Below are 16,725 nucleotides of genomic sequence, written 5' to 3' on the forward strand. Positions count from 1 at the left end.
GGGGAATCGCGGCACGCCGGGCATCGCCGCCGGGAGTCGGCAGGCCGAGCCCGGGGGGACTCGACCTGCCGTGGCGCGGAGCACCGGGTCGTCTGGGGGGCGACGATGATGACCCGGCGCCGCGGCCCTCGGGGCCTGTGGCGCGGCGCCGCCCCGGGGGGTGTGAGGGCGGCGTCGCGTCCGGCGACTATGCCGTTATGACGGGTCCTGGCTTACGCCGTCGTCTCCGCCCGATGAACTCGGCGTAATCTTTGCCGGAGCGGGCGGACCCGCTCCGGGCCGTGGCCGCTACACCACCGGCGGCGCCGTGGCGGCGGCGTCCGGGGCCGGCGACTTGGTGCCGGAGACCAGCGGCCCGTCGCCGTGGACCAGGGTCATCACCAGGGCGGTCACCGCTAGGATCGCCGCGACCACCGCCGGCACCAGGAAGGCGCGCTCGCCGAAGGCGCCGTGCAGCAAGCCGCCGACGATCGCCCCGAGCGTCAGGGCGGCCCAGAGCGGCGCCTGGATCCAGAACGACGGCGAGGGATGGCCGAGCAGCAGGTTGGCCAGCCCGGTGCCGAAGCGCACCACCGCGCCGGTGACGTAGGTGAGCGCCAGGCTGCGGCCTTCCTCGTCCTGGAGGACGGCGTTCTGCATGCCGAGCGCCAGGACGATCGGGTAGGCATGGAGCGGAAACTCGAACGGGCCGCGCGGCATCACCAGGCCGACGCAGAGAAGGAGCGCCTGCAGGCCGAGCAGCACCGCGAGCCGCCAGTAGCCGACGGCGGCGGCGATCAGGGTGCCGAGGAACGCCCCGAAGCAGAACAGCGCGATGGTGCTGCCGACCCGGGTGACGTTGCCCCACTCGCCGAGGCTCACCGCCGCACCGAGGCGGGTGGTGTTGCCGCTCATGAACGACATGAACAGCTGCGAGAATTCGAGGAACCCGATCGCGTCCGCGCAGCCGGCCAGGGCCGACAAGGCCAGCGCGAACGGAACCCGCGTGCTCGCGGCGGCCGGAAAGGCCTTGGTTTCCTTCTCTGCTGCCATGCGGTCTCTCACTCCTGTGCTGCCCTCAGGGCAGATGCGGCTCGTAAGGCAGAACCGGGAGAGAGCGTGACGGTTCCGCTGCGCCGCATCATGCGCGCTCCGGTCGATCGCCCGGCGATGGCCGTCGCGAGGCGGAAACCGGCTTCGCTCAGGCGGCGAGCGGGATCACGGACGGCGCAGGCCGGGCAGCAGGCCGGCCAGGACCTCGTAGTCGAAGGGCTTCGACCAGGCGGGGATCGCGCCGTAATCGGACGGGATCGCGGCGGTGTCGTAGCCGGTGGCGAAGACCACCGGCACGCCGCGCCGGTCGAGCTCGGCGACGAGCGGATAGACGAGCTCGCCGCGCAGGTTGATGTCCAGAACCGCGAGGTCGAGCGGGTGCGCCACCAGGAGCCGGCGCGCCTCCTCGACCGTCGGCACCGGGCCGACCACCTCGGCGCCGTGCCGGACCAGGGCGCGGGAAATGTCGTCGGCGATGAAGTACTCGTCCTCGACCACGAGAACCCGAAGCGGGTCGGGCGTCTCCTGTCCTGTCATCGCGCGATCCTCGCCACCTCCGGCGCCGCCTCCGCACGGGCGCCGTCGCCGGGGCACGATAGCACGATGGAGCCGCCCGCGTCGCGCGTGCAACCTCCGGACCGCAGAACGGCGGGGACAATCAGGAAGCGAGACGCCTCAATAGAGCCGGGTCCGGTAGGATTCGTCCATCAGCTGCTCGGCTTCCGCGACGGCCAGCGCGCCGGTCTGCTCGGCGAGCACCCGGCCGAGGCTCGGGAACGTGTCGCGCGGCACCTGCGCCGCCGGGTCCCACAGCCGCGAGCGCATCACCGCCTTGCCGCAATGGAAGAACGCCTCGCGCACCGTGACGAGGAGCCCGGTCGTCGGCACCTTGCCCTGCGCGACGAGGGGCGCGAGCAGGGCCGGATCGGTGCTGATGCGGGCGGTGCCGTTGACCCGAAGGGTCTCGGTGATGCCCGGCACCAGGAAGATCAGGCCGATGCCCGGCGCGGCGAGGAGGTTGCCGAAACTGTCGGCCCGGTTGTTGCCGCGCCGGTCCGGGATCAGCAGGGTGGCCTCGTCGAGAACCTGGACGAAGCCCGGCGCGTCGCCCCGCGGGCTCGCATCGGCCCGGCCCTCGGCATCGGCGGTGGCGGCGACCAGGAACGGCGAGAGCGCGATGAAGGCGCGGGCATGCGCGTCGAGCCGTGCCAGCACCTTGCCCTCGGCCAGACGGCTGACCGGGCCCATATGGTCGCGCAGATCGGCCGCGTCGCGAATCTCGTCCATCCGACCCCCTTCGCTGCGGCCCGTTGTCCGTCGCGTGCCCGGCGCCGGCGGCCGCCCGATTCCGCGCCCTATCTCGTGTCAGGGTGCGGGCTCAGTGCGTTTGAAGCAAGCGATGATCTCTCGAGGCAATCCGTCTTCCGGCGTCCCGCGGATCCGGCCCGCTCGCCGCCTCGGCCCGGCGGCCCGGCCGTCGGTCGTCGCGGGGGCCGTCCTCCTCGGTCTCGCCGGGCCGGCCGCGGCGGGGCTGACGCCGAGGGACCTCTCGGGCGTCGGGCTCGCGCCGCCGCCCGGCGCCCGGGCGCCCCTCGAGGCCGCCTTCACCGATACGGCCGGCCGCCGCCTGAGCCTCGGCCAGGCCCTCGACGGGCGGCCCGCCCTGCTGATGCCCCTCGACTATGCCTGCCGCAACGTCTGCGACCCGATGCTCGCGGTCGCCGGCACGGCGCTCGCCGCGACCGGCCTGACGCCGGGGACCGATTACCGGCTGGTGACCCTCGGCATCAACCCGCGCGCCGATGCCGGCACCGCCCGCACGATGGTGGCCGGGCAGCTCGGGCCCGGGCCGCTGCTCGACAGCGCCACGGTTCTCACCGGGGCGCCGGGGACGGTCGAGGCCGTGACGCGGGCGGTCGGCTACGCCTACGCCTACGACCGGGACACCGAGTCCTATGCCCACCCGGCCGGAGCCCTCGTGCTCACCGGCGACGGGCGGGTCGCCCGCGCCCTGTCGCCCCTCGCGATGACCGCCCGCGACCTGCGCCTCGCCCTGGTCGAGGCCGGCGAGGGGCGGGTCGGGGCGCTCTCGGACCGGCTGCTGCTGCTCTGCTACGGCTACGACCCGCAGACCGGAATCTACACCCCGCTGATCCGCCGGATCCTGACGGCGTCGGGCCTCGCCACGGTGCTGGCCATCGCCGGGCTGGTGCTGTGGCTGCACCGGCGCTCGCGGCCGGCGTGACCGCGGCGATGGCCACCCACGATCACCCCTCTCTGCCCTTGGGCGGCGGGACGAAGGCGGTGCACAGTGCCGCGTCGTCGTCCCGGCGCTCGCCGAACGGAACCGAGACAAGATGGCCCTTCCCCTCGTCATCACGGTGGCGCCGAACGGCGCCCGCCGCACCAAGGCCGATCACCCCGCCCTGCCGATCGACCCGCGGGAGATCGGCCTGGAGGCCGCCCGCTGCCGCGAGGCCGGAGCCGCGATGATCCATCTCCACGTGCGCGATGCGGAAGCCCGCCACACCCTCGACCTCGACCGCTACCGGGCGGCTTTGGCCGCCGTGCGGCGGGAGGCCGGGCCGGAGATGATCTGCCAGGTCACCACCGAGGCGGTCGGCCTCTACGCCCCGGCCGAGCAGATGGCGGCGATGCGGGCGTTGAAGCCCGAGGCGTTCTCGGTGGCCCTGCGCGAGCTGTTCGCCGAGCCGGAGGACGAGGCCGCCGCCGGCGCCTTCCTCGCCGAGCAGGCCCGGGCCGGGGTGCTAGTGCAGCACATCCTCTACGATGCCGGCGACGTCACGCGCTTCCAGGGCCTGGTGGCGCGGGGGCTGATCCCGCTCGAGCGGGCGAGCGTGCTGTTCGTGCTCGGCCGCTACGCCGTCGGCCAGCGCTCGGACCCGGCCGACCTGCTGCCGTTCCTGACCGCCTGGAATTCCGAGCACCATCTCGACCTGCCCTGGGCGCTCTGCGCCTTCGGGGCCCGGGAGGCGGCCTGCCTCGTCACCGCGGCGGCGCTCGGCGGCCATGCCCGGGTCGGGTTCGAGAACAACCTGTGGCGGCCGGACGGGAGCCTGGCGCCCGGCAACGCCGCCCAGGTCGCGAGCCTTGCCGCCCTTGCCCGGTCGATCGGGATCGGGGTGGCGACGCCGGCGCAGGCGCGATCGCTGTTCGTCGGGGAGGAATGAGGCGGCGAGGCCTGCCGGCCGGGAAGCCTGACTCCGAAGCCTGACTCCTGGCGTCATCCCGGGCTCCGCTGCGCGGCCCCGGGGCGATGGCGGGCCGCGGAAACGTGGTTCGCCGGTCTCTCCGCCGGTCGGGATGGACCCGAGCAGATCCTACTGGCTGACCGCGGCCGCCGCTGGCTCGGGGGTCGCCGCGGCGGTCTGCGGCACCGCCGGGGCGGGTTTCCGCACGACGAAGTGCCGGAACTCGACCGGGCGCCGCGGCGGCATCGGCATCTTGGGGCCGGTCTCGGCCTCGACCGGGGCGGCAGCGGCGGGCGTCAGGGCGGCGACCGTGGTCGTGGCGGCGGGCGGAACGGGCGCGGCCGTCGGCGGGACCGGGGCGGCGGGCGTCGCCGCGAGGCTGACCGTCTGGCCGGCGGTCGGGAACGGCAGGCCGGCGGCGGCGGAGTTGTCGGCATAGGCGAGCGCCGGACCGGCGGCGGGCGTCGGGGCGGCGTGGAAGGCCAGGGAAGCGGGGCGGACCGGCGGCAGCGGGACGGTGACCGTCGGCTCGGCGGCGGCGATCTGGGCCGGAGCCGCCTGGGCCGGAGCCGCCTGGGCAGCGGCGATCTGGGCGGAGGCCATCTGGGCCGGAGCCGCCTGGGCGGGCGCCTGGGCCGCCGTGACCGGCTGCGGGGCGGCCGGGGTGGGCAGGGCGTAGGGCTGGGCGGCGGCCTGCTGGGCGTAGGCACCCGCGAGGGCGGCCACCGACGGATCGGCGGAGGCGGTGGCGGTCGCGGCGGCCGGCCGGCCGCCGAAGACGTTGGTGAAGAACTTGCCGAGCGGGTTGGCGGGGGCCTCCCGCACCGGCGGCGCCTCCAGCTCGGCGACATCGGTCCGAACACCGGCCCGCTTGGCGGCGTAGTAGTAGCCGCGGGCGTAGTAGCTGTAGGCCTGGGCCTCGTTGCCGTGGGCGGTCTTGTAGGCACCGGCGAGATACGCGACGCCGTAGGTCAGGTTGATCCGGGCGTCGAGCAGGCCGGCAGCCGGGCCGCTATAGCCGAGCGCCCGGGCGGTGCCGTGCTTGATCTGCATCAGGCCCATCGCGCCGCCGCGGCCGACCGCGCGGGGATTGTAGCCGCTCTCGCGCTTCACCACCCGGTGGATGAAGCTGGCCGGGACGCCGTTGGCCTTGGCATGCGCCTCGATCAGCGCGTCGATGTTGTCGCGAACGGGGCTCACCTGGGCCGAGGCCGGGAGCGGCGCCGCGACGGCGACGGCGATGAGGAGGCGCTTGCGCATGCAACAACCTGCTGGAGGGAGCCGGTGCGCTGCCGCGCCGACGGGAAGGCCCATCCTGCTCCGTTTCAAATGCGGCGGGAAAGAGACTTGGCCGTTCGGCAGCCGAACTTGGCCGTTAACTCAACCGGAAAACGGTCAGGTTTCGCACTGCGGTGTGGCCCCGTGGGCACAGGCGAGGGCCGGCGAGAGGCGCATCCACCGGTTTCCGGGCATCCCCCGAGGCTCCCGATGCGAATCAGCGCCGGCCGCCGCCTCCGAACCCGCCCCCTCCCCCGCCGAAGCCGCCGCCGGGGCTGCCGAACCCGCCTTCGCCCCCGGGCCGGCCGAACCCGCCCGGCCCGCCGAAGCCGCCCGGGCTGCCGAACCGGCCCGTCCCCTCGCCGCCCGGCATGCGCGGATCGATCTCGCCGCGGCCCGGCCCGCCGAAGCGCCCGCCCTCGGCGCCGCCGAACGGCCCCTCGCCGACCGGTCCCGAGCGGCCGGACGGGCCGGGGCGCCCGCCCGGTCCGCCGAGAGACCCACCATGCGACCCGCCCTGCGGCCCACCCTGCGATCCGCCATGCGGCCCGGTGCGGGGGCCGCCCGGCCCGCCCTGACCGGGGCCGCCGCGGCCCGGGTTTCCGGAGCCGACCGCATCCCGCCCCCCCTCGCGCCCGGCCGGGTCGGGCCGCAGGCGCAACCCGTCGAGGTCGAGCCGGCCGCCGCGACCGGCGTTGCCGTCGAGGATCGCGAGACCGCCGCCCGCCGGGACGAGACCGCCCCGCCCGACGACGGCATAGCCGGCGCCGGTGCGGAGCACGCCGCCCTCCCGGGTCACGTAGGCCTCGATCGACAGGCGCCGTGCTTCGCCACCGAACGGCTCGGCCGCCGAGACCGCCCGCGTGACCGCGAGCCGCGAGCCGCTGAGGCTCCCCTCCGCCACCGCCCGTCCGCCGGCGAGCGCCGGATCGAGGCCGGCGAGCGGCAGGTTGCCGATGCGGAGCGCCCCGCCCGGCCCCCGCCGCACCGGGCCGGCGACGAGGTCGGGCGCGGATCCGGCCGGATCGATCCGGCTCGCCGCGATGCTGCCGTCGGGCCGGCGCAGGCCGCTGACCGCGACCCGCTCGCCGAGCCGCGGCCGCGGCATCTCGGGCGGCATTCCCGCCGTGGCGACCGCCTGGCCGAGCACCGTCAGCCGGTCGGCCCCGACGCGCTGCACCGGGCCGACCACCTCGTGAATCACCGCGATGCCGGCGGTGGACAGCCCGCCCCCGCCCGGCTGCGCCAGGGCGCGCACCACTTGGCCCACGCGCAGGTCCTCGACCCGTGCCGCCCGGCCGTCGATCGTCACCGGCACCTCGGGCGGGTAGGCGATACGCAAATCATTGACGATGATGCTGCCGAAGCCCCGGATGGTGCCGACGACGCCGGTGCCGCCGATGCCGCGGTCGCCCTCGTCGTCGGGCCCCGGACGGATGCCGGTGCCGCCGATCCCCTGGTCGAGGATCTTGTCGCCGGCCGCGCCGGCGGGACCGGCGACCGCGAGCCAGCTCGCGCCGGAGAGGAGGCGCAGCAGGCCGCGCCGGGTCACGGAGGGCGTATGCTGCACGGAGAGCGCCCTCACGCCGTCGGCTCGGGCCGGGGTGCGGCCTCGTTGCCGGCAGCCGGCAAGCTCTCGTGCTGGGCTCGCGGCGAGTTCTGTTGTTGGGCTCGCGGCGCGTCCTCGTTGTAGATGTAGATGCCGAAGTTCCAGCGCGCCTCGCCGCCCGGGTCGGTCTCGCAGGCCGCGTGCGCCTCGCGGTTGGCCTGCTGCAGCGCGTCCATGGCGATCTCCCGCGCCCGCGCCTCGAGCCGCCGGGCCAGTTCGGGCGACAGCCCGTCGTAATGCACCGCGCGCTCGAAGAAGCGCGGCTTCTCCTCCAGGATGTTGGTGACGGCGGCGGCGATGTGGTCGTGCAGGTTGCGGCCGAAATAATAGAGCTGCTGGCCGCCCCCGCCGCTCGGCACGAAGGCCGCCTCCGCCAGCACGATCCGCTCCTGCGCATCGAGGGTGACGAGGCCGCGGTCGAGCCACTCGTCGAGCACCGCCCGCGGGCGCAGGTCGCGGGTCACCGAGGCGACCAGGCTCTCGAAGGACGGCCCGGTCTCGGCGGCGCGCGGCAGGGCCTTCGGCCGCCCGTCGGCCTCGGTGAAGTCGGGCGCAGCGACCCAGCGGGCGATGATGCGGCTGGTGCGCGAGACCGCGGCCGGTACCGCGCTCACCGGGGCGCCGGCGCCGCGCAGGCGGCGCACCTCCTTGCGATGGATGCCGGTGAGCAGGCTCACGCGGCTGTCGGTCTGGTCCTTGCCGGGCAGGGCGAAGTCGTACTCGGCGACGTTCACGTAGAGCTCACGCAGCAAGTCGGTGAGCGCCGGGAAGGTGATCCCGCTGCGCACGAACAGGCGCACCAGCGGACGCAGCAGCCGGGCGAGGGGGGCCTGCAGGGCGCCCGCGTCGGGGGCCAGTCTCGGGGTCGGCTCGGACATCACGGTCGTTGTAGCGAAGGTGCCGTGGGACACAATCCCACAAAAGCGCGACACAGGGCGTTTTCCGATTGACGTGGGAAATTTGCCCACATAAATCGTCGGTCGTGGTCGGATTTCCCACGCCGGAGCCACCGCACCGGAACAGCCGCAGGACCCCCGCCGATGGCCAGCCCCCTCCCCCTGACGTGCCGCATCCAAGGCTCTGAGCCGCTGCGACTCGCTCCCGCCACGCTGCGCCGGCCCGTGCTCAGGGTGCCCGTCGCGATGCTGATGCGCAGCCTCGCGGTCATCGCGGCTCTGAGCCTGCCGGTGGCCGCCGCGACGCTCGCCGACCGCGCCCACCCGGCGCCCGCTGCGGCGCGCTGACGAAGGAGTTTGTCGCGATGCTCGAAGCCCTGCGCAGCGACCGCCCGCACCCGGCGCCCCTCGGCCGCGCCTTCCCGGCGCCCGAACTCGAGGCGTTCCGCCCCGCCCTCCGCTCGCGGCGCGAGCCGGCCGATGGCGGCGAAGCGCTGATCCTCGCCGCCCTGTGCCTCGTCATCGGCGGCGCGATCCTGCTGGTCGCCCTCCAGGCGATCTGCATCGTCCAGAACCTCTGACCCCGGTTCGGACGCCGCCGGCCCCCGATCACTCGGCCGGTCCCCAAAGGCCGGGGCGGCGTCCCGCCCCGGCCCCCTCCCGAAGAACCGCACACACGGCATCCCCGATGACCCAATTGACAAGAGCGCTCGGCACCGCCGGCGCGCTCGCCCTGGCGGCCGCCCTCGTGACCCCGTTGCCGGCGGCCTCTCCGGCCGCCGCCGCCGACCTGCCGCGCCGGGTCGCCCCGCCGCCGGCCTTCACCCCCGTTCCGGTCTTCACCTGGACGGGGTTCTACGCCGGCGTGAATGCCGGCGCCGGCTTCGGCGGCGGCGGCGGCAGCTTCACCGACGCCACCTACGGCACCGTGACCCCAGGCCGCCGCGACGCCGCCTTCGTCGGCGGCGGGCAGATCGGCTACAATTACCAGCTCACGCCGGGCTCCGGCTTCGTGATCGGCGCCGAGGCCGACATCCAGGGCACCACCTTCGGGCGGCCCGGCAGCGGGCTCGTCGGCACCGCGACGTTCCATGATGTCGGCCCCAGCCTCGACTGGTTCGGCACCGTGCGCGGCCGGCTCGGCTACGCCTTCGACCGCTTCCTGGTCTACGGCACCGGCGGCTTCGCCTATGGCGGCGGCAGCACCGCGTCGACCGCGTCCGCTTACACCGGCACCCTGCCGGGAACCTTCCGCACCGGTTGGACCGCCGGCGGCGGCGTCGAATACGCCTTCACCGAGCGGCTGAGCGCCCGGATCGAGGCGCTCTACGTCAGCCTCGACCGCAACGGCGGCAGCGGCGGCCTCGTCTACGACACCGCCACCAGCGCCTATTACGGCCTCGGCAAGGCCAAGACCGATTTCGGCGTGGTCCGCGCCGGCCTGAACTATCGGTTCTCGACGGACTGATTTCCCCCAGCATCAGTCCGTTCGAGAGGTGAACTAGGACCCAAAGTTCCGATTTCGGAACCAAAGTCCCGTTCAAAGACAAATGCTCTTAGGGGATATTCCATCTAGGTATCGAAGGGATCGCTTCGTCAGTGAAGCGGTCCTTTCGACGGTGTCGTAAGCCTGGGAGACCAGCTCGCCCCGAACGTATGCGTTGATCGACGAGGGGATCCGAGGGGACCTGGGCCGGAGGGATTGGTTCCTGGAACCCGTCCTGGATCGGGGGGGATCGGTCGCGGAGGCGAGATAGGAGCATAAGGATAACGACGTGGCGTCCATGCCCGCCCGGCGCATCCGATGCGAACCTCGACACACTCAATCCTGGATAGGATGCGCACGTCGCGATCTGACGTTCTCCGGCTAGCCGAGTTCGGATCACCTTCTCTCCATCGATTGCCACGGGACGGCCGCATCGCGTCAGGCGCAGGTTCAGGAGTGAGGGGCGGTGGCCGGAAGCCAGCCGCCAACTTGATATGGGGCAGCCGCGCCGGCAGGGTCGGCTCGACCACGCAGGGGACGATGACGGACGAGGCCGGCGCATCGGCACGGCGGTGCACGTCGCCGCCCGAGGACGGGACGCCGGTGAACGTTCAGGCCGAGCCAGCCTGAAGAAGCCCCCACCTGGCTAGCCTCGCCCGATCAGGTCCTTGATGCGCATCGCTAGCGCCTCCATCGCGAAGGGCTTGGTCAGCACCTGCATGCCGGGCTCAAGGTGACCGTGGCCGAGCACAGCGTTTTCCGCGTAGCCGGTGATGAAGAGCACCTTCAGGTCGGGTCGGGTCACGCGCGCCGCGTCGGCCACCTGCCGCCCGTTCATGCCGCCCGGCAGGCCGACGTCGGTGACGAGGAGGTCGACGCGCGCGTCCGACCGCAGCACCTTCAGGCCCGCCGCCCCGTCAGCCGCCTCGATGGCCGTGTAGCCCAAATCCTCCAGGACCTCGGTGACGAGCAGGCGCACCGTCGGCTCGTCGTCGACGATGAGCACCGTCTCGCCTTGCTCCGCCCGCGGCGCGTGCGCCAGGTCCGGGGCCGCGTCCGCGTTCTCCGCCTCGCCGTAGTGCCGCGGCAGGTACAGGCACATGGTCGTGCCCTGCCCCACCTCCGAGTAGACCCGGACCTGCCCGCCCGACTGGCGCACGAAGCCGTGGATCATGGACAGGCCCAAGCCGGTACCCTGCCCGATGGGCTTCGTCGTGAAGAACGGGTCGAACACCTTCCCGACGACGTCTGGCGCCATGCCGGTGCCAGTATCCGTGACGCAGATCGAGACGTACTGCACCGGCTCCAGGTCGCGCTCGCGCGCGGCGCGCTCGTCGAGCCACTTGTTGGCGGTCTCGACCGTGATGCGGCCCCCGTCCGGCATCGCGTCGCGGGCGTTGATGCACAGGTTCAGCAACGCGTTCTCAAGCTGCGGCGGGTCGACGAGGGTCGCCCACAGGCCGCCGGCGGCGACGACCTCCAGGTGGATGGCCGGGCCGATGGTCCGGCGGACGAGCTCCTCCATCCCGGCGATCAGCCGGTTGGCGTCGGTCGGCTTCGGGTCGAGCGTTTGCCGGCGGGAGAAGGCGAGCAGCCTGTGGGTCAGGGCGGCCGCCCGCTTCGAGGCCCCCTGCGCCGCCGCAATGTAGCGGGGCACGTCGGTGTAGCGCCCCTGCCCGATGCGGCTCTCCAGAAGCTCCAGGGCGCCCGAGATGCCGGTCAGCAGGTTGTTGAAATCGTGCGCCAGGCCGCCGGTGAGCTGGCCGACCGCCTCCATCTTCTGCGACTGCCGGAGCTGCTCCTCGGCGCGGTGCTGGTCGGTGAGGTCGCGGCCGACGATGTGGAACAGCGCGGTCCCGGGGTCCGGCACTGCCGTCCACATCACCGTGCGGCCGGCTCCGGACTTGGTCAGGATGCGGTCGACGAAGCCCGAGACGCTCTCCCCGCGGGCGAGCCGGGCGACCACGTCGGCGGTCGCGGCGTGGTCGCCCGGCTCGATGAAATCGACGAAGGGTCTCCCCAGCAACTCCGCCTCGTCCCAGCCGAGCACCGCCGTCCAGGCCGGGTTCACGACCTTCAGGAAGCCGTCGAGGCGGGCCGTGCCCATCAGGTCGTTCGTGGTCTCCCAGAGCCGGTTGCGCTCCGAGGTCCGCCTGGCGACCTCGGCCTCCAGCCCCTCGTTGGCGTGCCGGAGCGCCTCGGCGGCCTCGCGCCGGACGCGCGCCAGCTGGAGGTTCGTGCCGACCCGGGCGAGGAGTTCGCGGGCCGAGAAAGGCTTCGTCAGGTAGTCGTCCGCGCCCGCGCCGAGTCCCTCCACCTTGGCCTCGTCGCCGGCCCTGGCCGAGAGCATGATGACGGGCAGGTCGCGCAGCCCCTCGTCGCCCCGGACGGCGGCGAGCAGGCCGAAACCGTCGAGACGGGGCATCATCACGTCGGTCAGGAGCAGGTCGGGCCGCCGCGCCCGGGCCGCGGCCAGCGCGGCCTCGCCCTCGGGGGCGGTCTCGACCGTGTAGCCGCGCTCGGCTAGGAGCCGGCGGACGTGGTCGCGCATGTCGGCGTTGTCGTCGGCGAGCAGGATGCGCCCGACCGCCGGGACCGACGACGCCTCGTCGGGCGTCGCGGCGATGTCGAGGGCCGCACCCGCCTCCGTCTCGCCCGACATCCAGCGGCGGGCCTCGGCGACGAACGCCTCGGCGCGCACCGCGGTCGAAACCTGCGACGGACCTTCGACGGGCGGCGACGGCGCGTCGGCCTGCCGGAACGGGAGCGAGACGTGGAAGGCGCTGCCGCGGCCCGGCTCGCTCTCGACGCGGATCGAGCCGTGGTGAAGCCTGACCAGCTCCTGAACCAGCGCCAAGCCGATGCCGCTGCCCTCGAAGGTGCGTCCGCGCGCGCCCTCGACGCGGTGGAAGCGCTCGAACAGGCGCGGCAGCTCTTCGGCCGGAATCCCGGTTCCCGTATCGGCCACGGTGAGGACGGCGCAATCGTCCTCCCGGCGGACCGTCACCGTGATGCGGCCCTCAAAGGTGAACTTGAAGGCGTTGGAGAGGAGGTTAAGCACCACCTTCTCCCACATGTCAGGGTCGAGCGGCACCAGGTCGTCCAGCGGCGGGCAGTCGACTACCAGGTCGAGCCCGGCCTGCTCGCACAGCGAACGGAAGTTGCCGGCAAGCTCGGCGGTGAGGCGCGGCAGGTCGGTCGGCCGGAACGCGGCACGGGTGCGGCCTGCCTCGACGCGGGAGAAGTCCAGCAGGCCGTTGACGAGACGCAGCAGCCGCAGCCCGTTGCGGTGCGCGACCGTTGCGAGCGCTCGGTCGTCCGGCGGAACCTGCCCCTCGGGCTTGGCGAGGATCTCCTCCAGCGGGCTGAGCATCAGCGTCAGCGGCGTGCGGAACTCGTGGCTGACGTTGGAGAAGAACAGGGTCTTGGCGCGGTCGAGCTCAGCCAGGCGCTCGGCGCGGGCGCGCTCCTCCTGGTAGGTGAGCGCGTTCGTCACGGCCGCGCTGAGATTGGAGGCGACCTGCTCGCAGAACGCTTGGTAGCGCTCGTCGAAGCGCAGGCGCGGGCTCACCCCGAGAACGGCGATCCCGCTCGTGCGCCCGCCCTTGCCGGCGGTGACCGGTACGACCCGGGCCTGGGTGACCGACTCGGGCCAGGCCCCCCCCGGCAGGCCGGGCATCCGGGTGTCAAGCCCTTCGAGCAGGACGGGCGTCCCGGTCTCCGCGACCCGGCGCAGGCCCCACGGGTCGTCCGCCGCGTCGCCGGCGAGGGCGACGCGGTCTGCGGCCCCCGGCATGGTGGCCTGGCCCGCCAGCGTCAGGCCGGTGCCGTCCGCGTCCAGGGTGTAGAGCAGGGCGAAGGGCACGTCGTGTGGGTCGCCGGCCAGCACCTCGGCGGCGATGGCGTAGGCCTCCGCAGTCGACTTCGCCTCGATGGACCGGGCCGCGAGGTCGCGCAGGAGCCGCGTGCGCCGGTCGGCGAGCACCCGCTGGGTGGTCTCGGCCACCGCCGTGAAGATCCCCTCGACCCGACCCAGCTCGCCGCGGATCGGGCTGTACGAGTAGTAGAAGTAGCATTCCTCGACGTAGCCGAAGCGGTTGAGCGGCAGGAGCTGGTCGTCCGACCACGTCGCCTCGCCCGTCTCGAACACCGTGTCGAACATCGGGCCGATGATGTCCCAGATCTCGGCCCAGACCTCAGTGCCGGCCCGTCCGAACGACCACGGGTGCTTGTCGCCGACCACCGGCCGCCAGGCGTCGTTGTAGATCAGGGCGCGCTCCGGCCCGTAGTAGAGCACGACGGGGAAGCGGGTGGTCAGGCAGATGCTGACCGCCGAGCGCAGGGCCTGGGACCAGCCGGAAACGGGGCCGAAGGCGGTCGCGGACCAGTCCATGGAGCGCATGAGCGCGCCCATCTCGCCGCCGCCGGCCATGAAGCCGATGTCCGCCTCCGGCTCCCCGGCCTCGCCGAGGCCGTGGCGGGAGACGATGCCGCGCAGCCGCGCGATCTCGTCCAGGAGTTCCGCGCGGCTGCTCTCGGCGTTCACGGCGGCAGGCGTCGGGAGGGTCGCGTGGGTGGTCACTGGCTGGATCGCAGGGGCAGGTGCGGAGGGAATGGGAACGTTACGTACGTCATGCCCGGCGCCGGCCGCGATGCAAGGCGTCAAAGCGCGCGTCCATCCGGAAGCCGCTCATCGCGGCACCTGCGCCAGGGCCCGCTGCAGGACGCGGGAGAGCTGCTCCGTCGAGTATGGCTTGTGCAGGAGCTCGAAGCCGTGGCTGCCTTCCCGGGCGAGCACGTGGCTGTAGCCGGAGGCAAGGACCACCGGCAGGTCTGGGTGCCTCCGCTGGACCTCGCGCGCGAGGTCAACCCCGTTCATGCCCGGCATCACCACGTCCGAGAACACCGCGTCGAACCCACCGCAATCCTCCCCGAGCCGCTCCAGCGCCTCCGCGGCGTTGGCGGCCCAGGTCGTCCGGTAGCCGAGATCCTCCAGGATGCGGGTGGCGAAGCGGCCCACCTCGACGTTGTCCTCCACCACCAGCACCCGCTGGCCCGCACCGCCCGTGGCCGTCTCGACCTCGGCGGGGCCGGGCTCCTCGCCCACGCCGGGCGCGACCTCCGGCAGGTAGAGGGTGAACGTGGTGCCGCGCCCGGGTGTGCTGGCGACGTCAACGTCGCCGCCCGACTGCTTGGCGAACCCGAACACCTGGCTCAGCCCCAGACCAGTACCCTTGCCGACCTCCTTGGTGGTGAAGAACGGCTCGAAGATGCGCGCGAGCGCCTCCGGCGGGATGCCGCAGCCGGTGTCGGAAAGCGAGATGGCGGCGAAAGGGCCCCGGGCCTGCGCGTGGCCGCGGATGGCCGGCTTGTCGAGCCCGCAGGCGAGCCGCAGGGTCAGCGTGCCCTCGCCGTCCATGGCGTCGCGGGCGTTCACCGCCATGTTCACGAGCGCCGTCTCGAACTGGCTCACGTCCGCCTGGACGAAGCAGGCCGCCTCGGGCATCTCGGCGACGATGCGGATACGGGCGCCGGTGACCGAATCCAGCATCTCGACCACGCCCCGCAGGCGCTCGATGACGTCGAAGGTTTCCGGCCGGAGCGCCTGCCGGCGCGCGAAGGAGAGCAATTGTCCGGTGAGCTTCGCGGCCCGGGCGACGGTGTCGGAGACGGCGTCGAGGTAGCGGGCCTTGCGCGCCTCGGGAAGGTCCGGCCGTCGCAGGAAGTCGACCGAGGAGCGGATGATGGTCAGCAGGTTGTTGAAATCGTGCGCCACGCCGCCCGTCAACTGCCCGATGGCCTCCATCTTCTGGGATTGCCGCAGCGCCTCTTCCGCCTCGGCCAGCGCCGCCGCGCGTTCCTTCTCGGCGGTGACGTCTCGCCCGTAGGCGTAGACGATGTCACCCTCGGCCGCCGTGTGCCAGGAGATCCAGCGCGGCGTGCCGTCCCGGTGCGCATAGCGGTTCTCGAAGGCCGTGAGGTCGTCCGCCGCGGAGGCGTATGACAGGGCCGTACGCGTGACGACGCCATCCTCGGGCCAGATGAACTCCTGGAAGCTTCGCCCCACCACCTCGGCCGGGTCGTGGCCCAGGATGGCCTTCCAGGCCGGGTTCACCGCACGGAAGATGCCGTCGACGCCCACCACCACCAGCAGGTCGCGCGAGTTGCGCCAGACCCGGTCGTGCTCGGCCGTGCTCTCCGCAATGCGCCGCTCCAGCGCCTCCTCCCGGGCGTGTTCCGCGGTGACGTCCTGCGCGATGCCGCCGAGGCGCCGCAGGCGGCCTTCCGCGTCGCGGATCGGGAAGCCGGTGTCGCGGATGTGCCGCACGGTCCCGTCGTCCGGTCGCTCGATGCGGTACTCAACGGTGTTGGTTTCGCCGGAGAGCAGGCGCGGCATGGCCGCATAGGCACGCTCCCGGTCCTCCGGGTGGACGAGCGATGCCCAGCGACCGAGGTCGCCCATCACCAATTCGCGCCGGTCGCCCCAGACACGCTCGTAGGCCGGGCTCAGGTACTCAAGCCGGCCTCCATCCGGGTTCGCGATCCACAGCACGTCGGCCGAGTTCTCCGCGAAGCTGCGGAACCGCTCCTCGCTCTCGACCAAGCCGGAGGCGGCGCGCACGCGCCCCGTCGTCTCGTGCGCAACGTTCAGGACACCGGTGACCCGGCCCTCCGCGTCGGGGATCGGATTGAGGCCGTAGGTGAACCAGGTGTCCTCAGTCGTGCCGCTCCGGTCGAGGACGAGCCGCTGGTCCTGCACCTCCACGGCTTCGCCGCCGTCGAGCACCCGGGCGAACATCGGCCCGAGTTCGTGCCAAGCCTCGGGGAAGACGTTACGCGCCGGTTGGCCCAGGGCGCCGGGATGCTTGCCGCCGACGAGCGCCGACCAAGCATCGTTGTAGAGGATGAGGAGGTCCGGTCCCCAGTAGACCGCCATCGGGGTGGCGGCCCGGAGCATCGTACGAACCGTGACGGCCAGCTCCGCCGGCCACGCGGCGACGGGACCAAGTGCGCTCGCGTCCCAGTCGAACTCCCGCATCCTAACGGCCATCGCGCCGCCGCCGGGAAATGGGTTCGGGGAGGTCGCGGGCAGGCCTTGCATCCGGCGGGCGGGTCCTTGCGGGATCGGAATCGCTTATGTGCTTGAACCAGCGCGTCCGGCACAAGTACGGCGGAGAAAGCTTACGCCAGCCGTCCTTCGTCCGGCGGCCC

Annotated in this window: 13 protein-coding genes; 5 read left to right on the forward strand and 8 right to left on the reverse strand. The window is 73.2% G+C overall.

The features are described from left to right. Positions 1–288: 288 nt before the first annotated feature. The 3 genes from FF100_RS18660 to FF100_RS18670 all read right to left on the reverse strand — a co-directional run bounded on the left by FF100_RS18660 (position 289) and on the right by FF100_RS18670 (position 2,319). Positions 289–1,032, reverse strand: a complete 744-nt coding sequence (locus FF100_RS18660; RefSeq protein WP_139037184.1) for a YoaK family protein — start codon at positions 1,030–1,032, stop codon at positions 289–291. A gap of 165 nt (positions 1,033–1,197) precedes the next feature. After that, complete coding sequence (locus FF100_RS18665) at positions 1,198–1,569, reverse strand: response regulator (RefSeq protein ID WP_139037185.1); 372 nt, start codon at positions 1,567–1,569, stop codon at positions 1,198–1,200. Positions 1,570–1,707: 138 nt separating this feature from the next. Further along, positions 1,708–2,319 carry a pyridoxamine 5'-phosphate oxidase family protein gene (locus tag FF100_RS18670; RefSeq protein WP_139037186.1) on the reverse strand — a complete coding sequence of 204 codons (612 nt, stop codon included), beginning with the start codon at positions 2,317–2,319 and terminating at the stop codon, positions 1,708–1,710. 112 nt (positions 2,320–2,431) lie between these two features. Here FF100_RS18670 and FF100_RS18675 point away from each other — a divergent pair, with 112 nt between their 5' ends. Both FF100_RS18675 and FF100_RS18680 read left to right on the forward strand, forming a co-directional pair. Beyond that, positions 2,432–3,277, forward strand: a complete 846-nt coding sequence (locus FF100_RS18675) for a thioredoxin domain-containing protein (RefSeq protein ID WP_246102156.1) — start codon at positions 2,432–2,434, stop codon at positions 3,275–3,277. A 112-nt stretch (positions 3,278–3,389) separates the two neighbouring features. Continuing rightward, positions 3,390–4,223 (forward strand): beta-keto acid cleavage family enzyme, encoded by an 834-nt coding sequence (locus FF100_RS18680; protein ID WP_139037187.1) that lies wholly within the window; start codon positions 3,390–3,392, stop codon positions 4,221–4,223. A 150-nt stretch (positions 4,224–4,373) separates the two neighbouring features. Here the strand turns inward: FF100_RS18680 and FF100_RS18685 are convergent, their stop codons facing one another. From FF100_RS18685 to FF100_RS18695, 3 genes are all read right to left on the reverse strand, one after another. After that, on the reverse strand, positions 4,374–5,504 hold the full coding sequence (locus FF100_RS18685; protein ID WP_139037188.1) for a lytic transglycosylase domain-containing protein: 1,131 nt from the start codon (positions 5,502–5,504) through the stop codon (positions 4,374–4,376). 235 nt (positions 5,505–5,739) lie between these two features. After that, complete coding sequence (locus tag FF100_RS18690; RefSeq protein WP_210241276.1) at positions 5,740–7,107, reverse strand: DUF5666 domain-containing protein; 1,368 nt, start codon at positions 7,105–7,107, stop codon at positions 5,740–5,742. Further along, positions 7,104–8,009, reverse strand: a complete 906-nt coding sequence (locus FF100_RS18695; RefSeq protein WP_246102157.1) for a DUF6502 family protein — start codon at positions 8,007–8,009, stop codon at positions 7,104–7,106. Before FF100_RS18695 ends, FF100_RS18690 begins: the two co-directional genes overlap by 4 nt. 162 nt (positions 8,010–8,171) lie before the next feature. Between FF100_RS18695 and FF100_RS18700 the strand changes: the two genes are divergently transcribed. The 3 genes from FF100_RS18700 to FF100_RS18710 all read left to right on the forward strand — a co-directional run bounded on the left by FF100_RS18700 (position 8,172) and on the right by FF100_RS18710 (position 9,495). Continuing rightward, on the forward strand, positions 8,172–8,375 hold the full coding sequence (locus tag FF100_RS18700) for a hypothetical protein (protein ID WP_139037189.1): 204 nt from the start codon (positions 8,172–8,174) through the stop codon (positions 8,373–8,375). A 17-nt stretch (positions 8,376–8,392) separates the two neighbouring features. Further along, positions 8,393–8,608 (forward strand): hypothetical protein, encoded by a 216-nt coding sequence (locus FF100_RS18705; RefSeq protein ID WP_139037190.1) that lies wholly within the window; start codon positions 8,393–8,395, stop codon positions 8,606–8,608. A 107-nt stretch (positions 8,609–8,715) separates the two neighbouring features. Next, positions 8,716–9,495: an outer membrane protein gene (locus FF100_RS18710; RefSeq protein ID WP_139037191.1), complete on the forward strand. Its 780-nt coding sequence runs from the start codon at positions 8,716–8,718 to the stop codon at positions 9,493–9,495. 664 nt (positions 9,496–10,159) lie between these two features. On the opposite strand, the gene FF100_RS18715 is transcribed toward FF100_RS18710, so the two are convergent. Next, a complete protein-coding gene (locus FF100_RS18715; protein WP_205824958.1) occupies positions 10,160–14,095 on the reverse strand; it encodes an ATP-binding protein in 3,936 nt (1,311 codons plus the stop codon). Between the two features lie 108 nt (positions 14,096–14,203). Further along, positions 14,204–16,552 carry a hybrid sensor histidine kinase/response regulator gene (locus FF100_RS18720; RefSeq protein ID WP_246102158.1) on the reverse strand — a complete coding sequence of 783 codons (2,349 nt, stop codon included), beginning with the start codon at positions 16,550–16,552 and terminating at the stop codon, positions 14,204–14,206. Between the last annotated feature and the right edge of the window lie 173 nt (positions 16,553–16,725).

The organism is Methylobacterium terricola, from assembly GCF_006151805.1.
GTDB lineage: Bacteria > Pseudomonadota > Alphaproteobacteria > Rhizobiales > Beijerinckiaceae > Methylobacterium > Methylobacterium terricola.

Excerpts from the sequence above, each read along its gene's own strand:
- FF100_RS18710 (WP_139037191.1), top strand. The coding sequence starts at position 8,716 with ATGACCCAATTGACAAGAGCGCTCGGCACCGCCGGCGCGCTCGCCCTG.
- FF100_RS18685 (WP_139037188.1), bottom strand. The coding sequence starts at position 5,504 with ATGCGCAAGCGCCTCCTCATCGCCGTCGCCGTCGCGGCGCCGCTCCCG.
- FF100_RS18700 (WP_139037189.1), top strand. The coding sequence starts at position 8,172 with ATGGCCAGCCCCCTCCCCCTGACGTGCCGCATCCAAGGCTCTGAGCCG.
- FF100_RS18720 (WP_246102158.1), bottom strand. The coding sequence starts at position 16,552 with ATGCGGGAGTTCGACTGGGACGCGAGCGCACTTGGTCCCGTCGCCGCG.
- FF100_RS18670 (WP_139037186.1), bottom strand. The coding sequence starts at position 2,319 with ATGGACGAGATTCGCGACGCGGCCGATCTGCGCGACCATATGGGCCCG.
- FF100_RS18695 (WP_246102157.1), bottom strand. The coding sequence starts at position 8,009 with ATGTCCGAGCCGACCCCGAGACTGGCCCCCGACGCGGGCGCCCTGCAG.
- FF100_RS18675 (WP_246102156.1), top strand. The coding sequence starts at position 2,432 with ATGATCTCTCGAGGCAATCCGTCTTCCGGCGTCCCGCGGATCCGGCCC.
- FF100_RS18680 (WP_139037187.1), top strand. The coding sequence starts at position 3,390 with ATGGCCCTTCCCCTCGTCATCACGGTGGCGCCGAACGGCGCCCGCCGC.
- FF100_RS18660 (WP_139037184.1), bottom strand. The coding sequence starts at position 1,032 with ATGGCAGCAGAGAAGGAAACCAAGGCCTTTCCGGCCGCCGCGAGCACG.
- FF100_RS18705 (WP_139037190.1), top strand. The coding sequence starts at position 8,393 with ATGCTCGAAGCCCTGCGCAGCGACCGCCCGCACCCGGCGCCCCTCGGC.
- FF100_RS18665 (WP_139037185.1), bottom strand. The coding sequence starts at position 1,569 with ATGACAGGACAGGAGACGCCCGACCCGCTTCGGGTTCTCGTGGTCGAG.